We start from the raw sequence: 21,847 nt of genomic DNA, 5'->3' as shown, positions 1-21,847 counted from the left end.
CAGGTCCGCGGGCCAGTGCCGCGGGTGCACGAGGCGCCCGGCGAAGCGTTCCCGCCCGGCGAAGTCGGGGGCGTGTCCCCGGAGTCGTTGCACTCCGCCCGCGGCGGTGCGCGGCGTCAACCGTGCTCGGGGGCGTCCAGCAGCCGCAGGAACTGCCGGTGGGCTTCGGCCAGGTGCCGGCGCATCGCCTCCTCGGCGGCGTCGGCGTCACCGGCCTCGATCGCCGCCACGACCTCCCGGTGCTCGGCGCCGAACGCGTCGCGCACCGCGTCGTCGCCGGGGTACACCGCGGACCAGTTCGTGCGCAGCCACAGCACGTTGCCGCGCACGAACATCTCCTCGCGGGCCCGTTCGACCGCCTCGCCCAGCACGGAGTTGCGGCTCGCGCGGGCGATCGAGGCGTGCAGCCGGGAGTCCAGCCGGTGGTAGGTCGCCAGGTCCGGGGCCGGCTCGCGCAGCAACCCGACGAGTTCGCGCACCTCGGCGGGCTCGGCGTTGCGGGCGGCCAGCCGCGCCGCCAGCGGCTCGATCGCCGCGCGGTACTGCATGTACTCCTCGATGGTGCGGCGGAAACCGGCGGCGATCGACTCCCGGCTCGCGTGTTCCGGGGGAGCCTCGCGCACCCGCGTCCCGCCGGAACGTCCCAGCGTGGTGGTCACCAGCCCGTCGTCGGCGAGCCGGCGCAACGCCTCGCGCACCGTGTTGCGGCTGACACCGAGCGAGGCGGCCAGTTCCCGCTCGGTCGGCAGCCGGGTGCCCGGCGGCAGGCCGCCGAGCGCGATCCGGTTGCGCAGCACGGCGGCCAGCGCGGTGGCGGTCCGGGGGCGCGACGCCGGCCACTCCCGGCCCTGGAGCACGGTGTCGACGTCGGCCACGGCACCTCCCCGCACAACGGTCACTGCGCCGGCGATTGTACGAGCCGTCTACTGTGGACTCGTCTGCGGTGCGGGTGCGGGGGCCGCGCGCCGGACGCGGACCTCGTAGGCCGCCAGGATCACCGCCAGCGTCACCAGGCTCAACCAGAACTGCGAACGGGTGGCCGGCAGCACCGCCATCGCCAGCAGCACCGCCGCCAACAGGCCGATCGTCAGGTGGCTCAGCCACGGGAACAACCACATGCGCAGCGTCAACGCCTCCGGTTCGGTGCGCTCCAGGCGGCGCCGCAACCGCACCTGCGCCACCGCGACCAGCAGGTACACGAACAGCGCCACCGCGCCGTAGGAGTTGACCAGGAACGCGAACAGCACGTCCGGGGACAGGAACGCGGCCAGCACCGAGGCGTACCCGACGACGGTGCCCGCCAGGATCGCGCGCCGCGGCACCCCGCCGCGGCCCAACCTGGTCAGCGCCCGCGGCGCGTCCCGGTGCGAGGTCAGCGCGAACAGCATCCGCGACGCCGTGTACAGCGCGGAGTTCAGGCAGGACAGCACGGCCACCAGCACGATCGCGTTCATCACCGCGCTCACCGCCGGGACGCCCAGCGCCGACAGCACCGCCGCGTAGGGGCTCACCCGGATCTCCGGCGAGTCCCACGGCACGATCGCGACCACCAGCAGCACCGAGCCGACGTAGAAACCGACCACGCGCAGGATGATCGACCGCATCGCCCGCGCCACCGCCTGCCGCGGCTCGGCGGACTCGGCGGCGGCGATCGTGACGATCTCCGAACCGGTGTAGAACGCCACGCACGGCACCACCGCGGCCAGCACCGCCCCCGCACCCACCGGCGCGAAACCGCCGTGCGCGGTCAGGTTCGCCACCCCGGCGTGCCCGCTCGGCCAGATGCCGAGCACCGCGAGCACGCCGACGACGAGGAAGCACCCGATCGCCAGCACCTTGATCGAGGAGAACCAGTACTCGAACTCGCCGTAGGACCGGGCCGACACCAGGTTCGTCGCGGTGAGAAGCGTCAGCAGCGCACCGCTGAGCACCCACAGCGGCACGCCGGGCAGCCACAGGCGCAGGATCTGCCCACCCGCGACCGCCTCGACGGCCACCACGATCACGAAGAAGTACCAGTACATCCACCCGACGGCGAAGCCCGCCCGGGGCCCCAGCGCTTCGCGGACGTGCGCGTAGAACGAGCCGAGCGCCGGTCGCGCCACGGTCATCTCGGCGAGCATCCGCATGACCAGCACGCACAGCACCCCGGCCAGCAGGAAGGACACCACCGCGGCCGGGCCGGTCTGGTGGATGACCACACCGCTGCCGACGAACAGCCCGGCGCCGATCACCCCGCCCAGCGCGATCAGGTTCATGTGCCGCCGTTGCAGGCTCTGGCGCAGTCCGTTCTCCTCGGGCACGCGTTCCCCTCCTCCGATGGTTCGAGCCGTGCCAGTCTGCGTCCCGCGCACCCGCGGACGCCGTCGCGGCGACGAGGAGCAACACACCGGTAACGGACCGGAAACCCGCCTCAGAGCCCGTCTTTGTCTCGTTGTGCGTGGCGGTGCGGGCTGCGAGACCACTCACCCACAGAGAAAGCGGCTCACGCCGCTTACCACGCCCCGTCGGAACCGAGTTCGAAGGCAGGCGCTAAACGTCCAGAGCGGCCAGTGCGGCTTCGATGGTGCGGTGGAAGGTGGGGTAGGCGTAGATCATGCCGCGCAGCGTCTCGACCGGGACCTCGGCGTGCACGGCGACCGCGAGCGCGCCGAGGACCTCCCCGCCCAGCGGCGCCACCACGGTGGCGCCGACCAGCGTCGCGCGCCGCGCGTCGGCGACGAGTTTGACGAGACCGTCGTTGCCCGCCTTGTGGATCCAGCCGCGCGGCGCGGACGGCAGGTCGACGCAGGCGGTGCGCACGTCGACGCCCTGCGCGCGGGCCCGCTCCTCGGTGAGGCCGACGGTGGCGACCTCCGGATCGGTGAAGGTGACCGCGGGCATCGCCCGGTAGTCGGCGGCCTCCGCGTCCAGCCCGAGGATGTCGGCCGCGGCGATGCGCGACTGGTAGATCGAGGTGTGCGTGAACGCGCCGCGGCCGGTGACGTCGCCGATGGCCCAGACCCCGTCGGCGGCGCGCATCCGCTCGTCCACCGGGACGCTGCGCGCCGACTCGTCCAACCCGACCGCCCCCACGCCCAGGGCCGCGAGGTCGGTGCGCCGACCGGTGGCCACCAGCAGTCGTTCGCCCGCGACGGCGGTACCGGAGTTCAGCCGGAGCCGGAACCGGCCACCGGTGTGCTCCACGGAGTCGACGCCCTCGCCGGTGCGCACGTCCACGCCCTCGCCGCGCAGCACTTCGGTCAGCACCGCCGCGGCTTCCGGTTCGGTGGGCCGCAGCAGCCGGTCGGACATCTCCACGATCGCCACCGAGGCGCCGAAGCGGGCGAAGACCTGCGCGAACTCCAGTCCCACCGGTCCACCGCCGAGCACCAGCAGCGAGTCGGGGAGCTGGGTGGCGGCCACCGCGTCCCGGTTGGTCCAGTACGGGGTGCCGTCGAGTCCGTCGATGGGCGGGATCACCGGTTCCGAGCCCGGGTTGAGCACGATGCCGCGGCGGGCCCGGAACACCAGCGTTCCGGCGGAGCCGGACACGGTGACCTCGCCGGGGGCGGTGATCCGCCCGGTGCCGCGCACCAGGCGCCCGCCGGTGGCCTCGAACCGGCGCACGGCCGCGTCGTCGTTCCAGTCCGTGGTGGCCTCGTCGCGCACCCGGTCGGCCACCGGAGTCCAGTCCGGGCGGACCGCGCTGTGCCCGGCGAGCACCGGGACCCGCCGCGCCTCGGCGAGCGAGTCGGCGGCGCGCACCATCATCTTGGTCGGGATGCACGCGAAGTACGGGCATTCGCCGCCCACCAGCCGGGATTCCACCGCCACCACGTCGAGCCCGGCACCGGCCAGCCGCGAGGCGGCGTCCTCCCCGCCGGGCCCCATGCCGACGACCACGATGTCGACCTCTTCGGCCACCGCGCCACCCCCCGAACTCGTGCCTCGCCCAAGCGCAACACCCCCGCCTGGTGAACGCACGTCGTCCGGGGAGGCGCTCAGACCCGGATCAGCGCGCCGTCGAGCGGTTCGCGGGTCAGGTCGGGCACCTCGCGGTCCGGTGCGGGTGGCCGACCGGGAACGCGGTGCAGGGCCGCTCGTTGCCCGGCCGCTCCACGGGCTCGGTGGGGGAGCCCATCGGGTTCGGGGCTCCTCGGTCAGCTCCGGGTGTCCAACGCGGCCGCGACCACGGCGTGCGCCTGGGCCATCGCCCGCGCGGCGAGCGGGAGGTGGTCGACGAAACCGGCGAAGCCGTGGGGCAGGCCGGGGCAGTGCTGGGTGCTCGTCGGCACCCCCGCCGCGCGCAGCCGCTCGGCGTAGCGCCTGCCCTCGGTGCGCAGCGGGTCGCGGCCCGCGGTGACCACGTGCGCGGGCGGCAGCCCGCTGAGGTCGCGGGCCCGCAGCGGCGACGCCCGCGGGTCGTCGCGCTGCGCCGGGTCGGGCGCGTACTGGTCCCAGAACCAGATCATGTGCTGCCGGGTCACCAGGCAGTCGTCGTCGCTGTCGGCGTAGGACTCGGTGTCGAAGTCGTGGTCGGTCACCGGGTACACGAGCAGCTGGAACGCCGGCTCCGGGCCGCCGCGTTCGACGGCCAGCCGCGCCGCCACGGTGGCGAGGTTGCCGCCCGCGCTGTCCCCGGCCACGGCCAGCCGCGCCGGGTCGCCGCCGAGTTCGACGGCGTTCTCGGCGACCCACCGGGTCGCCGCGTAGGCGTCCTCGGCTGCTGCGGGGAACCGGTGCTCGGGTGCCAGCCGGTAGTCCACCGACACGACGATCGTGCCCGCCCCGCTCGCCAGCGCGCGGGCGGTCGCGTCGTGGCTGTCCAGGCCGCCCAGCACCCAGCCGCCGCCGTGGAAGTAGACGACCAGCGCCTGCCCGGGTTTGTTCCGGGGCCAGTAGATCCGCGCGGGGAGCTTCACCCCGTCCGCGCCGGGGACCAGCCGGTCCTCGACCCGGGCCATCGGCGCGCGCACCGGCTCGCGGGCGGCCTCGACCATCATCTCCCGGGCCCGCGCGGCGTCGGTCACCGAACCGCCGAGGTCGGGGAAACCGGCCCGCGCCGCCTCCACCCACGGCACGGCGTCCGGATGCAGCGGCATGGGAACCTCCCGGTCTCGCCCAGTCGTCACGTGATGTAAGCCGATCACGTCGTGCTAACGGAATCGGCCGTTCCAGCGATCCCGCTCCCGGATGCTGGGACGCCGGCGGTGTCCCGCGTCACGCCGGGCGGTATGGGGGACGTCACAGCCACCGGCGGCACGGCCGTGACCGGCGGTTTCGCGCCTGCCCCCGCGACCTGCGGTCGAGCCGTCCGGCAAGATCGTCCGGCGTCGCGCGGGGTCGTGCGGAGTGCCTTGAGTCCCGGACCTACTCCCGGTAGGAAGGGGTGGGGGAGCCTGTATCGTTCGCCACAGCACAACGTTGCCCGCAGGTGAACAGGTGAAAGGGAACGGGTCAATTGGGCACGACGAATGGGCACCGGCCGCGGCCGGGCTCAGGTACCGCGACCGGTACGCCAGACAGCGGGACCCGCAAGCTGAACCGGGTCGTGATCCGGTTCGCCGGTGACTCCGGTGACGGCATGCAGCTGACCGGCGACCGGTTCACCTCCGAGGCCGCGGCGTTCGGCAACGACCTGGCGACGCTGCCGAACTTCCCGGCCGAGATCCGCGCCCCCGCCGGGACGCTGCCGGGAGTGTCCAGCTTCCAGCTGCACTTCGCCGACTACGACATCCTCACCCCCGGCGACCGCCCGGACGTGCTGGTCGCGATGAACCCGGCTGCGTTGAAGGCCAACATCGCCGACCTGCCGCACGGCGGGATCCTCATCGTCAACACCGACGAGTTCACCAAGCGGAACCTGTCCAAGGTCGGCTACGACGCCAACCCGCTGGAGACCGGCGAGCTGGAGCCGTACGCGGTGCACCAGGTCGCGATGGCGACCCTGACCCAGGGTGCCCTGGAGGACACCGGGCTGGGCAAGAAGGACGCCGAGCGGTGCAAGAACATGTTCGCGCTCGGCCTGCTGTCCTGGATGTACCACCGGCCCACCGAGGGCACCGAACGCTTCCTGCGGGAGAAGTTCGCCAAGAAGCCGCAGATCGCCGAGGCGAACGTGCTGGCCTTCCGCGCCGGCTGGAACTACGGCGAGACCACCGAGTCGTTCGCCGTCACCTACGAGGTCGCGCCCGCCCAGCTGCCCCGGGGCACCTACCGCCAGATCACCGGCAACACCGCGCTGGCCTACGGCATCGTCGCGGCGGGGCAGCGCAGCGGACTGCCGGTGTTCCTCGGTAGCTACCCGATCACCCCGGCCTCCGACGTGCTGCACGAACTGGCCAAGCACAAGAACTTCGGTGTCACCACCTTCCAGGCCGAGGACGAGATCGCCGGGATCGGTGCCGCGCTGGGCGCCTCCTTCGGCGGGTCGCTGGGCGTGACCACCACCTCCGGCCCGGGGTTGGCGCTGAAGTCGGAGACCCTGGGGCTGGCCGTGACCCTGGAGCTGCCGCTGCTGGTGTGCGACATCCAGCGCGGCGGCCCGTCCACGGGGCTGCCGACCAAGACCGAGCAGGCCGACCTGCTGCAGGCGCTCTACGGCCGCAACGGCGAGTCGCCGGTGCCGGTCGTGGCGCCGTGCTCCCCGGCGGACTGCTTCGAGATCGCCCTGGAGGCGGCCCGCATCGCGCTGCACTACCGCACGCCGGTGCTGCTGCTGTCCGACGGCGCCATCGCCAACGGCTCCGAACCGTGGCTGATCCCGGAGGTCGACCAGCTGCCCGATCTGCGGGTGCGGTTCGCCGCCGAGCCCAACGCCCCGGACGGTTCCGGCGAGTTCTGGCCGTACGTGCGGGATCCGGAGACGCTGGCCCGCGAGTGGGCGGTCCCGGGCACGCCGGGGCTGGAGCACCGGGTCGGCGGCCTGGAGAAGGCCGACGGCAAGGGCAACATCTCCTACGACCCCGACAACCACGACCACATGGTCCGGCTGCGCCAGTCCAAGGTCGACGGCGTCACCGTGCCCGACGTCGAGGTCGACGACCCGGACGGCGACGCGCGCGTGCTGGCGCTGGGCTGGGGTTCGTCGTTCGGGCCGATCGGCGCGGCCTGCCGCCGGGTGCGCGCCGCGGGCATGTCGATCGCGCAGGCCCACCTGCGGTACCTCAACCCGATGCCCGCCAACCTCGGCGAGGTCCTGCGGCGCTACGACCGGGTGATCGTGCCGGAGATGAACCTCGGCCAGCTGGCCATGCTGCTGCGCAGCCGCTACCTGGTGGACGTGCGGTCCCACACCAAGGTCGCGGGGCTGCCGTTCCAGGCGGAGGAGCTGCAGAACGTGCTCACCGATGTCGTGCAGGGGGTGTCGGCGTGACCACGACCGATCTGGGTATGCCGGATCTCGGCGGGCTGGCCGGGGTGCCTGCCGCCGACGAACCGCAGAAGGCCAGGGACTTCAAGTCCGACCAGGAGGTCCGCTGGTGCCCCGGCTGCGGGGACTACGTGGTGCTCAACGCGGTGCAGAGCTTCCTGCCCTCGCTGGGGCTCAAGCGGGAGAACATCGTGTTCATCTCGGGCATCGGCTGCTCCAGCCGGTTCCCGTACTACATGAACACCTACGGGATGCACTCCATCCACGGGCGCGCTCCGGCCATCGCGACCGGCCTGGCCACCAGCCGCCCGGACCTGTCGGTGTGGGTGGTCACCGGTGACGGCGACGCGCTGTCCATCGGTGGCAACCACCTCATCCACGCCCTGCGCCGCAACGTCAACCTCAAGATCCTGCTGTTCAACAACCGGATCTACGGCTTGACCAAGGGCCAGTACTCGCCCACCAGCGAGGTCGGCAAGGTCACCAAGTCCACACCGGTCGGCTCGCTGGACCACCCGTTCAACCCGATGTCGCTGGCGCTGGGCGCGGAGGCCACGTTCGCGGCGCGGGTCATCGACTCGGACCGGGCGAACGTGACCGAGACGCTGCGGGCCGCCGCCGAGCACCGGGGCAGCGCGCTGGTGGAGATCTACCAGAACTGCCCCATCTTCAACGACGGCGCGTTCGACGTCCTCAAGGACAACGACGAGAAGCAGCGCCGGATCATCCCGCTGCGCCACGGCGAACCGATCGTCTTCGGCCCGGAGGACTGCCGCTACGGCGTCGTCCCGGACGGTCCGGCCGGTTTCCGCGTCGCCAAGATGTCCGAAGTGGACGAACAGGACGTGGTGGTGCACGACGCGCATCGCGACGACCCGGCCTACGCCTTCGCCCTGTCCCGGCTGGGCGGCCAGGACCTCGACCCGACGGTCACCGGCATCTTCCGCGCCGCCCGCCGCCCGACCTACGACGACCTGGCCCGCGAGCAGGTCGCCGAAGCCGAGCACAACCGCCCCGGCGATCTCCAAGCGCTGCTCACCGGCAACGACACCTGGACGATCTGACCCGGGACCGCCTCGACCGACCGGCCCGTCCACCTCGACCGCGAGGAGGGCGGGCCGCTCTGTTGGGGCGTCTCTGAGCCTGTCTTCGGACTCGTTGTGGGTGGCGGTGCCGGTGGCGGAACCTCAGTGCCTGTCTTTGATCTTGGGTTAGGTGGTGAGTTGGCGGGTCATGAGGGTGATGGCGGCCCAGTTGATGATGGTTTCGGAGTGGGCGGGGAGGCGTTCGTAGTCGCGGACGGTGCGGCGGGCTTGGGTGATCCAGGACAGGGTGCGTTCGACGACCCAGCGGCGGGCCAGGACGTGGAAGCCGGTTTGTCCGGCGATTTTGCGGACGATGTGCAGGGTGATGCCCAGGGCGGCCTGGGTCCAGGTGGTCAGGCGTCCGCTGTAGTTGCCGTCGGCGAAGACCAGTTCCAGGCGTGGGTGGCGGGTGTGGAGGTAGCGCAGGAGGAGTTCGGCGCCGCGGCGGTCGGTGATGTGGGCGGCGGTCACGGACACGCCCAGCAGCAGGCCGAGGGTGTCGGTGGCGATGTGGCGTTTGCGGCCGTTGATCTTTTTACCGCCGTCGAAACCGCGGGTGTGGCGGCCGACGGTTTCGGCGGCCCGCACCGACTGGGAATCGATGATCCCGGCGCTGGGGGTGCGGTGGCGGTCGGTGCGGGCGCGGACCTGCTCACGCAGCCTGTCGCGCAGGCCCAGGACGATGTTGTCGCGGCTCCAGCGGGTGAAGAACCCGTAGACGGTCTTCCAGGGCGGGAAGTCGGCGGGCAGGGCCCGCCACTTGCAGCCGTTGTCGACGAAGTAGCGGATCGCGTCCACGACATCCCGGCGGGGGTGTTTTTCCGGACGCCCTCCGCTGCAGGTGCGGCAGGCCGGGGCGGGCAGCAGGGGCTCGATCACTGCCCATTCGGCGTCGGTGGTGTCCGAGGGGTAACGGCGGGCACGGGCCGTCGAGCCGGCAGCCGGCGCGGTGGTGTACAAAGCGGATCGGGCCTTTGCTGTGTCGATCTTGATGTGCTGTCACGATCACTAGCAAAGGCCCTCTCTCATACCCGCCCCCGGGTACCCCCCAAGATCAAAGACAGGCACTCAGCGGCCCGCCCGTCACCCGACCACCGCCCCCCACGGAGGCGCTGACGCGCCGCTGTGCCCATCGGAGAACCCGCGGCGGTGCAGGTTGCTTGCGTACTCACCGAAAGAGAAAGCGGCTGGCGCCGCTTGCCACGCCTGTTCCGGGAGCAGGTTCAAAGACAGGCACTCAGCCGAACCGCCCGCCTTTCACGGCGTCGAGGAATGCGCCGAACGCCGCCTCACCGAACGCCAGGACGGGTCCGGAGTCACCCGACTTCGAGGCCGGTCGACCGCCGAAGCCGCGAGAACGCCTACGCCGCCCGGGGTTTCGCGGGTAGCAGGTCGAGGAGCGCGGCGGTGAGCAGGGCTACGCCGGTGGTGCCGAGGGTGGCGCCGACGACGTCGGTGAAGTAGTGGGCGCCCAGGGCGACCAGGCAGGTGGCCGTGACGGTCACGATCGCCGCTGCCAGCACCGCCGCGGTGCGCCAGTGGCGGTGCGCGAGCCGGGCGGTGAGGATCACCAGCGGGATCGCGAACGCCGCCACCGCGGTGGTGTGCCCGGAGGGGTAGGCATAGCGGTGCATCCCGGGCGGCAGGTGGATCGGCAGTTCGCGCCGGAACAGGTACTTGAACTGCACCTCGGCCGCGCACGCGGCCATCACCAGGGTCGTCCTGCCCAGCAGCAGGGCGAGATCGCGGCGTCCCCGCAGGGCCGCCCAGGCCGTCCACAGCACCATGAGCACCAAGCCGATCTGCGGCAGCCGCGGGTTGAACACGCCCAGCCACAGCATCGCGAGGTGGCCGAAGGCGGTGTGCGCGGTGCCGGATGCCGCGTGCCGCACCGCGGCGTCGATGCCGGGCACGTCGTCGTGGACCGCCCAGCCCAGCAGCAGCATCGCCGCGAGCAGGCCCGCGCCCGCCGCGCCGATGCGGACCCGGCCGCCCGCGTGGGCCGGGGTCGTCGTTCGAGTCATGGTCCCCACCGTTAGCGCACCGGTCTGAGACCGCGCTGAGAAGCCGCTCGGCAACGGCCGGTTCGACCGGTTCGCGAGCGGCAGCGATCCTTGCCGCGGGCGCGAGCATCGCTGGTGCCCGGTGCGGCGATTGCCCCGGAAAGTTGATTGACTGGTCAACCAAGTGGTCGTAGCTTCGCGTGCGGTCGATCAGTGCTGCGGGCGGAGGGGTTGCGATGTGCCAGGCGTGCTGCGGACGTTCCCGAGGTCCCCGGATCACCCGTGCCCAGTTCCTGGCGTTGACCGGGTTGGCCGTCGCGGGCGGCGCGGCGGCCGGGTGCGCGCCCTCGCCGGAAGGCGGGGTGCTCGTCGACGACGTCCGCGGCTTCACGCTGACCGCCCGCGGTCCGCGCACCTTCCGCAACCTGCTCGTCGACGCGACCGGCCGGGTGGCCGGGCTCGACGTCGCGAGCGCGGGCGGGGCCCGGCGCGTCGACGGCCGCGGCCGGGTGCTCATCCCCGGCCTGCACGACGCGCACGGGCACTTCGGCAGGCTCGGCGCGCTCACCGCCGAACTCGACCTGGTGGGCACCCGGTCCCTCGCCGAGGCGATGGACCGGCTCCGCGACTTCGCCGCGCGGCACCCGGAGAAGCGGTGGATCACCGGGCGCGGGTGGAACGACGTGATCTGGGGCCTGGGGCGGCTGCCGACCGCGGCCGACGTGGACGCCGTGGTCCCGGATCGGCCGGTGTGGCTGGTGCGCGTCGACGGGCACGCGGGCGTGGCGAACACCGCCGCGCTGCGCGAGGCGGGGATCAACCGCGAGACGCCGACCCCGCGGGGCGGTCAGATCGTGCGCGCGCCCGGCGGCGAACCGGTCGGCGCGCTCGTCGACGCCGCCCAGGACCTCGTGGCGGACCGGCTGCCGCAGCCGACGACCGAGGACGTCCGGGAGCACTACCGCGCCGCGCAGCGGCGGCTCAACCAGGTCGGGCTGACCGCGGTCAGCGACGCGGGCACCAGCGCGGCCGAACTCGCCGTGCTGCACCGGATGGCGGCCGCGGGCGAGCTGACCGTGCGCACCAACTCGTTCCTGAGCTGGGACGCCTACACCGAACTCGGCACCGCGGCGCGCGGCGACTCGTTCGCCGGCGACCTGCTGCGCGTGGGCACGGTCAAGCTCTACATCGACGGCGCCCTGGGCAGCCACGGCGCGGCCATGCTGGAGCCCTACGACGACGACCCGGGCAACTCCGGACTGCCCCAGCTGGACGCCGCGGAGCTGCGCCGCCGCGTCACCGCGATCATGCGGGACGGCTTCCAGGTCGCCACCCACGCGATCGGCGACGCGGGCAACCGGATGGTCCTGGACGCCTACGAGGCCGGGCTCGCCGCCACCGGCAGCCGGCTGCGGCACCGCGTCGAGCACGCGCAGGTCCTCGCACCCGGCGACGTCCCGAGGCTGCGGGCGAACGGTTTCATCGCCTCGATGCAGCCGGTGCACGCCACCGACGACATGAACATGGCCGAGCGGAGGGTCGGGCACCGGCGGATCGCGGGCGCCTACGCGTGGCGGACGATCCTGGACCAGGGCACGCCCATCGCGTCCGGTTCGGACTTCCCGGTGTCCTCGGAGAATCCCTTCGACGGGCTGCACGCCGCGGTGACCCGCACCGACCGGGACGGCCGACCGCTCGGCGGCTGGTACCACGACCAGGCCATGACACCGGTGGAGGCGCTGCGCTCGTTCACGCTGGCCGCCGCGCACGCGGCGCACCGTGAAAACGCCTGGGGCAGCCTGGAACCCGGCAAGTGGGCGGACTTCGTCCTGCTCGACCAGGACCCGCTGGAGCCGCCGCCCGGCCGCGCCCGCTGGCGGACGGCGGTGCTGCAGACCTGGCTCGCCGGCCGCCGGGTCGGCGAGTACGGCGCGCTGTAGATCGTGCCGGTGGGGTAGTGGCGGTACCGCAGCGACCGGATCCCCGGGGCACGACGCGCGACGTACGGTTGCGCCGTTCCTGCTGGTGAGGGAGGCGGGCCGCGACATGACGCAGACGGTGAGCACGGGGACCCGGTTCGACAGCGGCCGTCCGTTCCCGTACGTGCTGATGTACCACTCGGTCTCGGTGTACGCGCGGGACCCGTACCTGGTCACCGTCGACCCGCAGCGATTCGAGCGGCAGCTGTCCTGGCTGCGCCGGTCCGGGCTGCGCGGCGTGTCGATGCACGAGCTGATGCTGGCCCGCCAGACCGGGGACGACCGCGGACTGGTCGGGCTGACCTTCGACGACGGCTACGCCGACTTCGTGCTCAACGCGCTGCCCGCGCTGGCCCGCCACGGCTTCGGCGCCACCGTGTTCGTGATCGCCGGGCGGATGGGCGGGCTCAACGCCTGGGACCCGGAGGGCCCACGCAAGCGGCTCATGACCCCCGCGCAGGTGCGCGAGATCGCCGACGCGGGCGTGGAGATCGGCTCGCACGGCGTGCTGCACCAGCGTCTGTCCGAATTGGACGAAGACGAGCTGGTGCACGAGGTGGCCGACAGCCGCGCCGTGCTGGCCGAGGTGTCGGGCCAGGACGTCCGCGGTTTCTGCTACCCCTACGGCGATCTGGACGCGCGCGCGGTCGCCGCCGTCGAGTCGGTCTACGACTACGGCTGCGCGATCTGGCGGTCCGACCTGTCCGGACGCCACGCGCTGCCGCGCACCTACGTCGGCGACCGGGACGGCTCGTTGCGCCTGGTCGCCAAGCGGTTGCGGCACGAGCTGATCGCGCGCTGATCGTCCGCGTCCTTCCCATTCGGTAGTCCCGCTCACCCCGCTGCGGGAGTCCGCCGCACCGCCGCGATGCGACGGTTTTCCCAGCACCACGGCGAATCGGGAGGGACCGTGACCGAGCACCAGCTTTCCCTGGCGATCAACGGCCGGGAACGACAACTGGCCGACCGGCTGGTCGTGTTCGACCCCACCGGGGCCACTCCGGCGACGCGCAGCGAGTCGGTGGTGGTCGTCGGCCTGGGCTACGTGGGACTGCCCACCGCCTACGCGCTCCGGTCGCTGACCGCGCAGGTGACCGGCTACGACATCAGCGAGCAGCGGTTGCGCGCGATCACCGACGGCGAGGTGGACCTGCCCGACGCCGACCGGCGCGGGCTGGCCGGCGCCCTGGCCGCGGGGAGCCTGCGACTGACCGCCGACCCGGCGGTGCTGTCCGAGGCCGACGTGGTGATCGTGTGCGTGCCCACCCCGGTGGACGACGAGCACGAACCCGACCTGTCCGCGCTGCGCTCGGCGTGCGAGGAGGTGGTCTCCCGCGCCCGCGCCGGGCAGGTGATCATCCTGACGTCCACCACGTTCGTCGGCACCACCCGCAGGTTGCTGGTCGAACCGCTGCGGGCCAGGGGCATGGAGGTGGGCGCCGACGTGCACGTGGCGTTCAGCCCCGAGCGCATCGACCCGGGCAACCTCGACCACGTGCAGCGGGAGACCCCGCGCGTGGTCGGCGGGGTGACGCCGCGCTGCGCCCAGCGCGCCGCCCGGGTGGTGCGGCGGATGACCGACGAGGTGTACCTGGTCAGCTCGCCGGAGGCCGCGGAGCTGACCAAGCTGTACGAGAACATCTTCCGCGCGGTGAACCTGGCGCTGGCCAACGAGATCGCCGACGCGTGCGGCGAACTCGGACTGGACCCGATCGAGGTCACCATCGCGGCGGGCACCAAGCCCTACGGCTTCCTCGGCAGCTTCCCCGGACCCGGGGTGGGCGGCCACTGCATCCCGTGCGACCCGCACTACCTGCTGTGGCAGCTGTCCGAACCGGTGCCGCTGATCGAGCAGGCGATGCGGTCGATCGACCAGCGCCCGCAGCGCGTGGTGCGGCGCGTGGTGGAGATGCTCGCGGAGGCGGGCGTGGACCACTCCGGTGCCCGGGTGCTGATCGCCGGGGTGACCTACAAGGCCGGGGTGCGCGATCTGCGCGAGTCCCCGTCGCTGCCGATCATGACCGGGCTGCGGCGGCTGGGCATCGACGTGCACTACCACGACCCGCTGGTGCCGAGCCTCACGCTGCCCGACGGAACCCGGATGACCAGCGAGAAGACACCCCGCGGCCGGGACTGGGACGTCACCGTGATCCACACCGCGCACCCGGGCGCGCGCTACGACTGGGCGCGCGACTGCCCGCGCGTGCTCGACACGACCTTCCAGTTCGACGCGGTGCCGCACCGCCAGGTGTTGTGAGGAGGCGGTGATGGGCTTCGACACCTCCACCCCGGCGGTGGTCTTCAAGCTCGACCCCAACGTCATGCACCACGGCGGTCTCGGGGTCATCCGCAGCCTGGGCCGGGCCGGTGTCCCGGTGTACGCGGTGGCCGAGGATTCCCTTGCCCCGGCGGCGCATTCGCGCTACGTGCGCGGCCGGTGGCTGTGGAGCCCGGAACCCGAGGACGTCGACTCCGTCCTCGATGGACTCCAGCTGCTGGCCGAGCGGATCGGGCGCCAGGCGGTGCTGATCCCCACCGACGACGCCGGGGCGATCTTCCTCGCCGAGCACGGCTCCGAGCTGAGCCCGTGGTACCGGTTCGCGCGGCCACCGCGCGAGCTGCCGAGGGCGCTGGCCGGGAAGTACTCGATGTACCGGCTGTGCCGGCGGATGGGCGTGCCGTGCCCGGAGGCGGTGCCCGCCACCACGTGGGAGCAGGCGCAGGACTTCGCCGAGCGCGTCGGTTACCCGCTGGTCGCCAAGCTGGCGACCCCGTGGTGCGCCGCCGGGGCGAAGAAGGTCCGCAGCACCACGATCGTGCGCTCCGCCGACGAGCTGTCCGAGCTCCACGAGCGCTGCGGCAAGACCGGGGTGGGCGGCCTGATGTTGCAGGAGTACATCCCGGGTGGCGCGGACACCGACTGGTTCTTCCACGCCTACTGCGACGAGACCTCGACGTGCCTGCCCGCGTTCACCGGGGTCAAGGAGCGCTCCTACCCCGCGCACGCGGGGCTGACCAGCCTGGGGTGCTGCCGGCCGAACCCGGAGCTGGCGCGGGAGGCGACCGCACTGCTGGAGCGGTTGGGCTACCGGGGGATCGTCGACCTGGACTTCCGCTGGGACGCCCGGGACGGGCGCTACAAGCTGCTGGACTTCAACCCGCGGCTGGGCGCCCAGTTCCGGTTGTTCACCGACAGCGCGGGCATGGACGTCGCGTTGGCGTCCTATGTGGACCTGACCGGGCAACCGGTACCGGCCGGTGAACCGCCGGAAGGGCGGCGGTTCCTGGTCGAGAACTACGACCCGGTCGCCGCGCTGCGCTACTGGCGGCGGGGGGAACTGCGCCCGCGGGCGTGGTTGTCGTCGGTGCGCGGCGTGGACGAGACCGCCTGGTTCGCCCGTGACGACCTGCTGCCGTTCGCGCTGATGTGCGTCTGGACGGCGTGTCGCGCCGCGGTCCGGCCGTTGCCGGTCCCGCGGCGCGCCCGCCACCCGGAACTGGCCGAACCCCAGTACGTCCCGGGCCGCAACCTGGCGCCGGAATGGCCGATCAAGCGCCGCCGGGAGCGGCTGTTCGAGGAGGAGCACACATGAACGATCTCGTCGACGTCGCGATCGTCGGCGCCGGGCCGTACGGTCTTTCCCTGGCCGCGCACCTGCGCCGCGCCGGGGTCGCGCACCGCCAGTTCGGGATGCCCATGCACCTGTGGCGGTCCCGGATGCCGCGCGGGATGTACCTGAAGTCGCAGGGGTTCGCCTCGAACCTCTCCGACCCCGACGGCACGCACACCTTGCGCAACTTCTGCCTGGAGACCGGGCGCCACTACGCCGACTACGGCGTGCCGGTGTCGGTGGAGAACTTCGTCGACTACGGCGAGTGGTTCCAGCTGGGCCGCGGCCTGGAGGTCGAGGAGGTCATGGTCACCGACATCAGCCGCGCGTCGGGGCGGTTCGCGCTGACGCTGTCCGACGGCGAACGGGCGCACGCCCGGCGCGTCGTCGTCGCGGTCGGTGTCGAGTACTTCGCGCAGATCCCGCAGGTGTTCTCCGACCTGCCGCGGGAGAACTGCACGCACAGCTCCGATCACGACGACCTGAGCCGCTTCGACGGCCAGGAGGTCGTGGTGGTCGGCGCCGGGCAGTCGGCGCTGGAGACCGCGGCCCTGCTGCACGAGAGCGGCGCGAGCACCCGGCTGCTGGTCCGCGCGCCGAGCGTGGAGTGGAACGGTTACCCGCTGCTGCCCGACCGTCCACTGTGGAGGCGGATGCGGGAGCCCGAGGCGGGGCTCGGTTCGGGGCTGTCCACCTGGTTCTACTCCGAACGGCCGGACCTGTTCCGGCTGCTGCCCGAGTCGGTGCGGGTGGACCGGGCGCGCAGCGCGCTCGGCCCGGCCGGGGCGTGGTGGCTGCGGGAACGCGTCGAGGGCCGGTTCCCGGTGCACGTCGGCCACCACGTCGAATGGGCCAAGCCGACCGGGGACCAGGTGCGGCTCGGGCTGCGGGTGTCCGGCAGCGACACCCGCGAGTTCACCGCCGACCACGTGATCTGCGCGACCGGGTTCCCGCCGCAGCTGTCCCGGCTGCCGATGGTGGGCACCCACCTGCGGTCCCGGATCACGTTGCTGGACGGCACTCCCCGGGTCGGCAAGCACTTCGAGTCGTCGGTGCCGGGGCTGTACTTCACCGGTCCGCTGGTCGCACCCAGCCACGGTCCGGTGATGCGCTTCGTCTACGGCGCCGACCACGCGGCGCGGCAGCTCACCGCTGATCTCGCCGCGACCGCTGCCCGTCCCGCGTTCACCGCGGGGGGAGTCCGGGCATGAGCGTCGCCGACCTGCCGCGCGCGGTGCCCTCCGCCGGACCGTGGGACGCGCCCGCGGTCCGGACCGGGGGCGCGCGGCGGCTGGTCGGCAGGCTCGCGCTCCCCGCGGCCGACGCCGCCGCCCTGGCGGTCGCCGCGGCGGGGACCGGTGCGGCCCGGTGGTTCGGCGCGGCGTACTCGCTGGGGGTGTTCGCCGCGCTGGGCTGCCAGGGCCTGCACCGGGTGCGGATCTGTCTGCGAACGTCGGACCAGCTGCCTCAGCTGGCCGTCGCGGTGGCGGTGCCGTTGCTGGCGCTGCTGCCGTGGGCGCCGGACACCGGTCTGCTGCCGGGGTTCGGTGCTCTCGTGGCGGTGGTCGCGGCCCGTGGCGCAGTCTGCGCGGCGCTGCGGGTCGCCCACCGTCGCGGGGTCCTGTCGGAGCCGGCGGTCCTCGTCGGCTCCGGCTCGACCGCGCGGCACCTGGCCGCGTTGATGGTCGAGCACCCCGAGCTCGGGTTGCGCCCTCGGGGTTTCCTGGCCCCGCGCGGGTCCGGCGACGTGCGGCCACTGCTGGGGGAACCCGCGGACCTCGCCGCCGTCGCCGCCCGCTTCGGGGTCACCCGGGTGATCGTCTGCTCGGACGCCCCCGAGGTGGTGTCCGCGCTGCGCGCGCAACGCCCGCGCGGGGTCGACTGCTGCGTGGTGCCGAGGCTGGCCGAGATCGGCATGGCCGTGCCGCGCGGGCGGCTCGACGACCTGTGGGGCGTGCCGCTGCTGCCGCTGCGCCGCCCCGGTCGCGGCGCGTTGGTGGCCAAGCGCGTCTTCGACGTCGTCGTCGGCGCGCTGCTGCTCGTGGTGCTCGCTCCGGTCCTGCTGGCGCTGGCGGCCGCGGTGCGGCTGTCCGGGCGGGGCCCGACGTTCTTCCGGCAGCTGCGGGTCACCCGCTCCGGCCGGACCACCGAGGTCGTCAAGCTGCGCACGGTGGCCGCCGGGCACCCCGGCGGCTGGGCGGTCCGCGCCGAGGAGTGCACCGCCGTCGGCCGCCACCTGCGGCGCACCCACCTCGACGAGCTGCCGCAGCTGGTCAACGTGCTGCGCGGGGACATGTCGCTGGTGGGGCCGCGCCCGGAACGCCCGTACTACGCGGTGCGCTTCGCCCGGGAGATCCCGCGCTACGCCGACCGGCACCGGATGCGCGGCGGCATGACCGGGTGGGCCCAGGTGAACGGCCTGCACGGGGACACGTCGATCCGGGACCGCGCCCGGTTCGACAACCACTACGTCGAGTACTGGTCGCCGTGGTGGGACGCGGTGATCGTGGCGCGCACCGCCGGGGTCGTGCTGCGCGAGGCGACCCGGGTCCTGATCCAACCAGGGGGGAATCGATGAAGGTTCTGCACGTCATCACCGGACTCGCCGTGGGCGGGGCCGAACTGCAGCTGCGCTCGGTGCTGCAGCACACCCGGCACGACGCCGACGTCGTGTCGATGTACAACCCGGGGGACGTGGCCGGGATGATCCGCAGCGACGGGGTGCGCGTGCGCGATCTCGGCATGACGCGCAACACCCAGATCAGCAAGCTCTTCCAGCTGCGCGACCTGATCCGCGCCGGCGGCTACGACGTGGTGCACACCCACCTGTACCGGGCGTGCGTGTACGGGCGGCTGGCGGCCCGGATGGCAGGCGCCGAGGTGGTGGTGTCCACCGAGCACTCGATCGGCGAGACGCACCTGGAGCGGCGCCGGATGACGCTGGGGGTGCGAGCCCTGTACCTGGGCACCGACCTGTGCTCGGACGCCACCATCGCCGTCTCCGACACGGTCGCCCGGCGGCTGGTGGACTGGGGGATGCCCGCCCGCAAGATCGAGGTGATCCCCAACGGCGTGGACTTCGGCCGCGTCGCCTTCGACGCCGAGGCCCGCGCGCGGGTCCGCGCCGAGCACGGCATCCCGCCGGACGCCTACGTGGTCGGCGTGCTCGGCAGGCTCGACGCCAACAAGCGGTTCCACCTGGTCATCGAGGCGATGGCGAAGCTGGTCGGGGAGCGCACCAAACTGCTGATCGTCGGCGACGGGGCGGACCGGGGGCGGCTGGAGGTGCTGGCCCGCGAGCACGGCGCCGCCGAGCACGTGATCTTCGCCGGGGAGCGGCACGACGTCGCCGCGATGTTCAGCGCGTTCGACCTGTTCGTGGCCAGCTCCGAGCAGGAGACCTTCGGCCTGTCGGTGTTGGAGGCGCTGGCCAACGGGATCCCGGTGCTGTACACGACGTGCCCCGCGCTGGTCGGCATCGGCACCGACCGGGCGCGGCAGGTGCCCGGTGACGCCGCGGCGATGAGCCGGGAGATCGCCGCGGAGATCGCCGCGAACCGGGGCCGCGCCGACGAACCGGCGATCCGCCGCGCCTACGGCATCGAAGCCGTGACCGAGCGGATCGACGACCTGTACGTGCGGCTGCGGGAGCGCCGGGCGGGCGCCCCGCAGCCGGTCGGATCGGGGAGGCACTGATGCGCGCACTGGTCACCGGAGCCGCCGGGTTCGTCGGCTCGCACCTGGTGGAGCACCTGCTCGCCGACGGCCACGACGTCCTCGGCATCGACGACCTGAGCACCGGCCAGATGTCCAACCTGCCCACCGGGCACCCGGGTTTCCGCTTGGTGCAGGGGACCATCCTGGACGGGTCCCTCGTGGACGATCTGGTGTCCGATGTGGACGTCGTGTTCCACATGGCCGCGGCGGTGGGGGCGTTCGTCATCCAGGAGCGCACCCTGCAGAGCCTGCTCACCAACGTGCACGGCACCGAGAACGTGCTGGACGCCGCGCACCGGCGCGGCGTGCGCGTGCTGATCGCCTCGACCAGCGAGATCTACGGCAAGAACACCAAGGTCGGGCTCACCGAGGGCGACGACCGGATCATCGGCTCGCCGCTGAAGTCGCGCTGGACCTACGCCGAGGCCAAGGCCATCGACGAGAGCCTGACCTGCTCCTACGTCCGGGAACTGGGGCTGCGGGCGGTGATCGTGCGGCTGTTCAACACCGTGGGTCCGCGCCAGTCCGGCCGCTACGGCATGGTCATCCCGCGACTGGTCGCCCAGGCCCTGGAGGGCCGACCGCTGACGATCTTCGGCACCGGGCGGCAGATCCGCTGCTTCTGCCACGTCGCCGACGTGGTCCCGGCCGTGGTCCGGCTGGCGGAGCTGGACCGGGCGCAGGGCATGGCGGTCAACCTGGGCAGCGACGAGCAGGTGTCCATCGAGGAGCTCGCCGCGCGGATCATCGCGATGACCGGCTCGTCCAGCGGCACGGTCCGGGTGCCCTACGAGGAGGCGTACGGGCCCGGATACGAGGACATGCAGCGCCGCGTCCCGGACTGCTCGCGGGCCCGCGAACTGATCGGGTTCCGCCCGCAGCGGACCCTGGACGACATCATCCGCGCGGTCATCGACGAGCAGGTCCGCGGAGGCCACGCGGTCACGGCATGAGGGGGATGCGATGCTGCGGAAACGCGCGGTGGGGAACCGCCGGTGGCGCCGCCTCGGCGGGTCGCTGTGGTTCCTCGCGCTCATCGCGGGGGCGGTGCTGCTGGTGGTGGTGACCGCGCTGCCCCGCACCCCGGCGGGCCCGCCCAGCACGCTCGTCGTGGCGTCGCTGCCGTTCTGGAACCTCGGCAACGGCACCAACACGGCGGTGCGCAACCAGCGGTTCGTCAACGAGGTCTCGCCGTGGGTGTACGGCCTGAACTCCGACGGCGGGCTGGCCACCCAGTACCCGCCCGAGCAGGCCGCCGACGTCAACGACCAGCTCACCCGGCTGCGCGACGCGGACATCCCGATCGTCCCGTCGCTGGCCAACATCACCAACGGCAAGTGGGAGTACGGCCCGGTCGCCCGCGTGCTGCACGACCCGGTGCGGATGCAGCGGCACGTCGACGAGATCGTCGACCTGGTGCACCGCGAGGACTACGCGGGCATCGACATCGACTACGAGAACCTGCGCGGCACCGACCGGCAGGCGTTCACCGCGTTCGTCGACCGGCTCGGCGCCGCGCTGCACGCGCAGGGCAAGACGCTGTCGGTGGCCCTGTTCGCCAAGACCACCGACGCGGGCGTGGACGAGCGCAACGTGGCGCAGGACTACGCCGCGATCGGCCGGGCCGCCGACCAGGTCCGCCTGATGGGGTACGACTACCACTGGGGGACCTCGCCGCCGGGACCGGTCGCGCCGATCGGCTGGGTCCGCGAGGTCCTCGACTACGCCCGCACCCAGATCCGGCCCGACCGGATCGTGCTCGGCGTGCCGCTGTACGGCTACGACTGGTCCGAAGGGCACGGCGAGTCGGTCACCTGGTTGCAGGCGTTCCGGTTGTCCACCAAGCACAACGCGAAACCCGAGTACGACCCGGCCACCCAGTCGCCGTGGTTCCGCTACACCGACGACCGGGGCCACGAGCACGAGGTGTGGTTCGAGAATTCCGCCAGCTCCAAGGCGAAGTTCGACGCCGCCCGCGGCGCCGGGATCCGCGGGGTCTACCTGTGGATGTACGGCTACGAGGACAACGGCACCTGGCCGGAACTGGAGAAGAGCCTCCCGGCGGCGAAGTGAGGCGAGCCGGACTTCAGGGGGAACC

Annotated in this window: 17 protein-coding genes; 11 read left to right on the top strand and 6 right to left on the bottom strand. The window is 72.8% G+C overall.

Annotated elements, in window-relative coordinates:
• Positions 1 to 116 precede the first annotated feature (116 nt).
• The 4 genes from NV263_RS20025 to NV263_RS20010 form a co-directional block, all read right to left on the bottom strand.
• On the bottom strand, positions 117 to 899 hold the full coding sequence (locus NV263_RS20025) for a FadR/GntR family transcriptional regulator (RefSeq protein WP_263247978.1): 783 nt from the start codon (positions 897 to 899) through the stop codon (positions 117 to 119).
• A 24-nt stretch (positions 900 to 923) separates the two neighbouring features.
• Positions 924 to 2,258 carry an amino acid permease gene (locus NV263_RS20020; protein WP_263254277.1) on the bottom strand — a complete coding sequence of 445 codons (1,335 nt, stop codon included), beginning with the start codon at positions 2,256 to 2,258 and terminating at the stop codon, positions 924 to 926.
• Between the two features lie 274 nt (positions 2,259 to 2,532).
• Entirely contained in the window at positions 2,533 to 3,906 is a 1,374-nt protein-coding gene (locus NV263_RS20015) for a dihydrolipoyl dehydrogenase family protein (RefSeq protein ID WP_263247977.1), read from the bottom strand.
• A 236-nt stretch (positions 3,907 to 4,142) separates the two neighbouring features.
• The gene (locus tag NV263_RS20010; protein WP_263247975.1) at positions 4,143 to 5,084 is read right to left on the bottom strand and encodes an alpha/beta hydrolase; all 942 of its coding nucleotides are present in this window, start codon (positions 5,082 to 5,084) and stop codon (positions 4,143 to 4,145) included.
• 482 nt (positions 5,085 to 5,566) lie between these two features.
• Here NV263_RS20010 and NV263_RS20005 point away from each other — a divergent pair, with 482 nt between their 5' ends.
• Both NV263_RS20005 and NV263_RS20000 read left to right on the top strand, forming a co-directional pair.
• Complete coding sequence (locus NV263_RS20005; RefSeq protein WP_380757857.1) at positions 5,567 to 7,357, top strand: 2-oxoacid:acceptor oxidoreductase subunit alpha; 1,791 nt, start codon at positions 5,567 to 5,569, stop codon at positions 7,355 to 7,357.
• The gene (locus tag NV263_RS20000) at positions 7,354 to 8,418 is read left to right on the top strand and encodes a 2-oxoacid:ferredoxin oxidoreductase subunit beta (RefSeq protein WP_263247973.1); all 1,065 of its coding nucleotides are present in this window, start codon (positions 7,354 to 7,356) and stop codon (positions 8,416 to 8,418) included. The genes NV263_RS20005 and NV263_RS20000 overlap by 4 nt, the downstream gene beginning before the upstream one ends.
• 147 nt (positions 8,419 to 8,565) lie before the next feature.
• Here the strand turns inward: NV263_RS20000 and NV263_RS19995 are convergent, their stop codons facing one another.
• Positions 8,566 to 9,399, bottom strand: coding sequence for an IS5 family transposase (locus NV263_RS19995; protein ID WP_263247972.1), 834 nt, complete (start codon positions 9,397 to 9,399; stop codon positions 8,566 to 8,568).
• Positions 9,400 to 9,800: 401 nt separating this feature from the next.
• Complete coding sequence (locus NV263_RS19990) at positions 9,801 to 10,463, bottom strand: phosphatase PAP2 family protein (protein ID WP_263247971.1); 663 nt, start codon at positions 10,461 to 10,463, stop codon at positions 9,801 to 9,803.
• Between the two features lie 215 nt (positions 10,464 to 10,678).
• On the opposite strand from NV263_RS19990, the gene NV263_RS19985 reads away from it, so the two are divergent.
• From NV263_RS19985 to NV263_RS19945, 9 genes are all read left to right on the top strand, one after another.
• Positions 10,679 to 12,382 carry an amidohydrolase gene (locus NV263_RS19985; protein ID WP_263247970.1) on the top strand — a complete coding sequence of 568 codons (1,704 nt, stop codon included), beginning with the start codon at positions 10,679 to 10,681 and terminating at the stop codon, positions 12,380 to 12,382.
• Between the two features lie 106 nt (positions 12,383 to 12,488).
• Positions 12,489 to 13,223, top strand: a complete 735-nt coding sequence (locus NV263_RS19980; RefSeq protein WP_263247969.1) for a polysaccharide deacetylase family protein — start codon at positions 12,489 to 12,491, stop codon at positions 13,221 to 13,223.
• Positions 13,224 to 13,331: 108 nt separating this feature from the next.
• The gene (locus NV263_RS19975) at positions 13,332 to 14,678 is read left to right on the top strand and encodes a nucleotide sugar dehydrogenase (protein ID WP_263247968.1); all 1,347 of its coding nucleotides are present in this window, start codon (positions 13,332 to 13,334) and stop codon (positions 14,676 to 14,678) included.
• Between the two features lie 10 nt (positions 14,679 to 14,688).
• Complete coding sequence (locus NV263_RS19970) at positions 14,689 to 16,014, top strand: carboxylate--amine ligase (protein ID WP_263247967.1); 1,326 nt, start codon at positions 14,689 to 14,691, stop codon at positions 16,012 to 16,014.
• Positions 16,011 to 17,243, top strand: coding sequence for an NAD(P)-binding domain-containing protein (locus NV263_RS19965; protein ID WP_263247965.1), 1,233 nt, complete (start codon positions 16,011 to 16,013; stop codon positions 17,241 to 17,243). Before NV263_RS19970 ends, NV263_RS19965 begins: the two co-directional genes overlap by 4 nt.
• Complete coding sequence (locus tag NV263_RS19960) at positions 17,240 to 18,610, top strand: sugar transferase (protein ID WP_263247963.1); 1,371 nt, start codon at positions 17,240 to 17,242, stop codon at positions 18,608 to 18,610. Before NV263_RS19965 ends, NV263_RS19960 begins: the two co-directional genes overlap by 4 nt.
• On the top strand, positions 18,607 to 19,728 hold the full coding sequence (locus NV263_RS19955) for a glycosyltransferase (RefSeq protein ID WP_263247962.1): 1,122 nt from the start codon (positions 18,607 to 18,609) through the stop codon (positions 19,726 to 19,728). Before NV263_RS19960 ends, NV263_RS19955 begins: the two co-directional genes overlap by 4 nt.
• Positions 19,728 to 20,702, top strand: a complete 975-nt coding sequence (locus NV263_RS19950; RefSeq protein ID WP_263247961.1) for an NAD-dependent epimerase/dehydratase family protein — start codon at positions 19,728 to 19,730, stop codon at positions 20,700 to 20,702. Before NV263_RS19955 ends, NV263_RS19950 begins: the two co-directional genes overlap by 1 nt.
• 10 nt (positions 20,703 to 20,712) lie before the next feature.
• Entirely contained in the window at positions 20,713 to 21,822 is a 1,110-nt protein-coding gene (locus NV263_RS19945; protein ID WP_263247959.1) for a glycosyl hydrolase family 18 protein, read from the top strand.
• Positions 21,823 to 21,847: the final 25 nt, after the last annotated feature.

Source organism: Saccharopolyspora rosea, from assembly GCF_025643595.1.
In the GTDB taxonomy this organism is placed as follows: domain Bacteria; phylum Actinomycetota; class Actinomycetes; order Mycobacteriales; family Pseudonocardiaceae; genus Saccharopolyspora; species Saccharopolyspora rosea.
The sequence above is the reverse complement of the archived record's forward strand: the minus strand, read 5'-3'. Positions and strand labels throughout refer to the sequence as shown.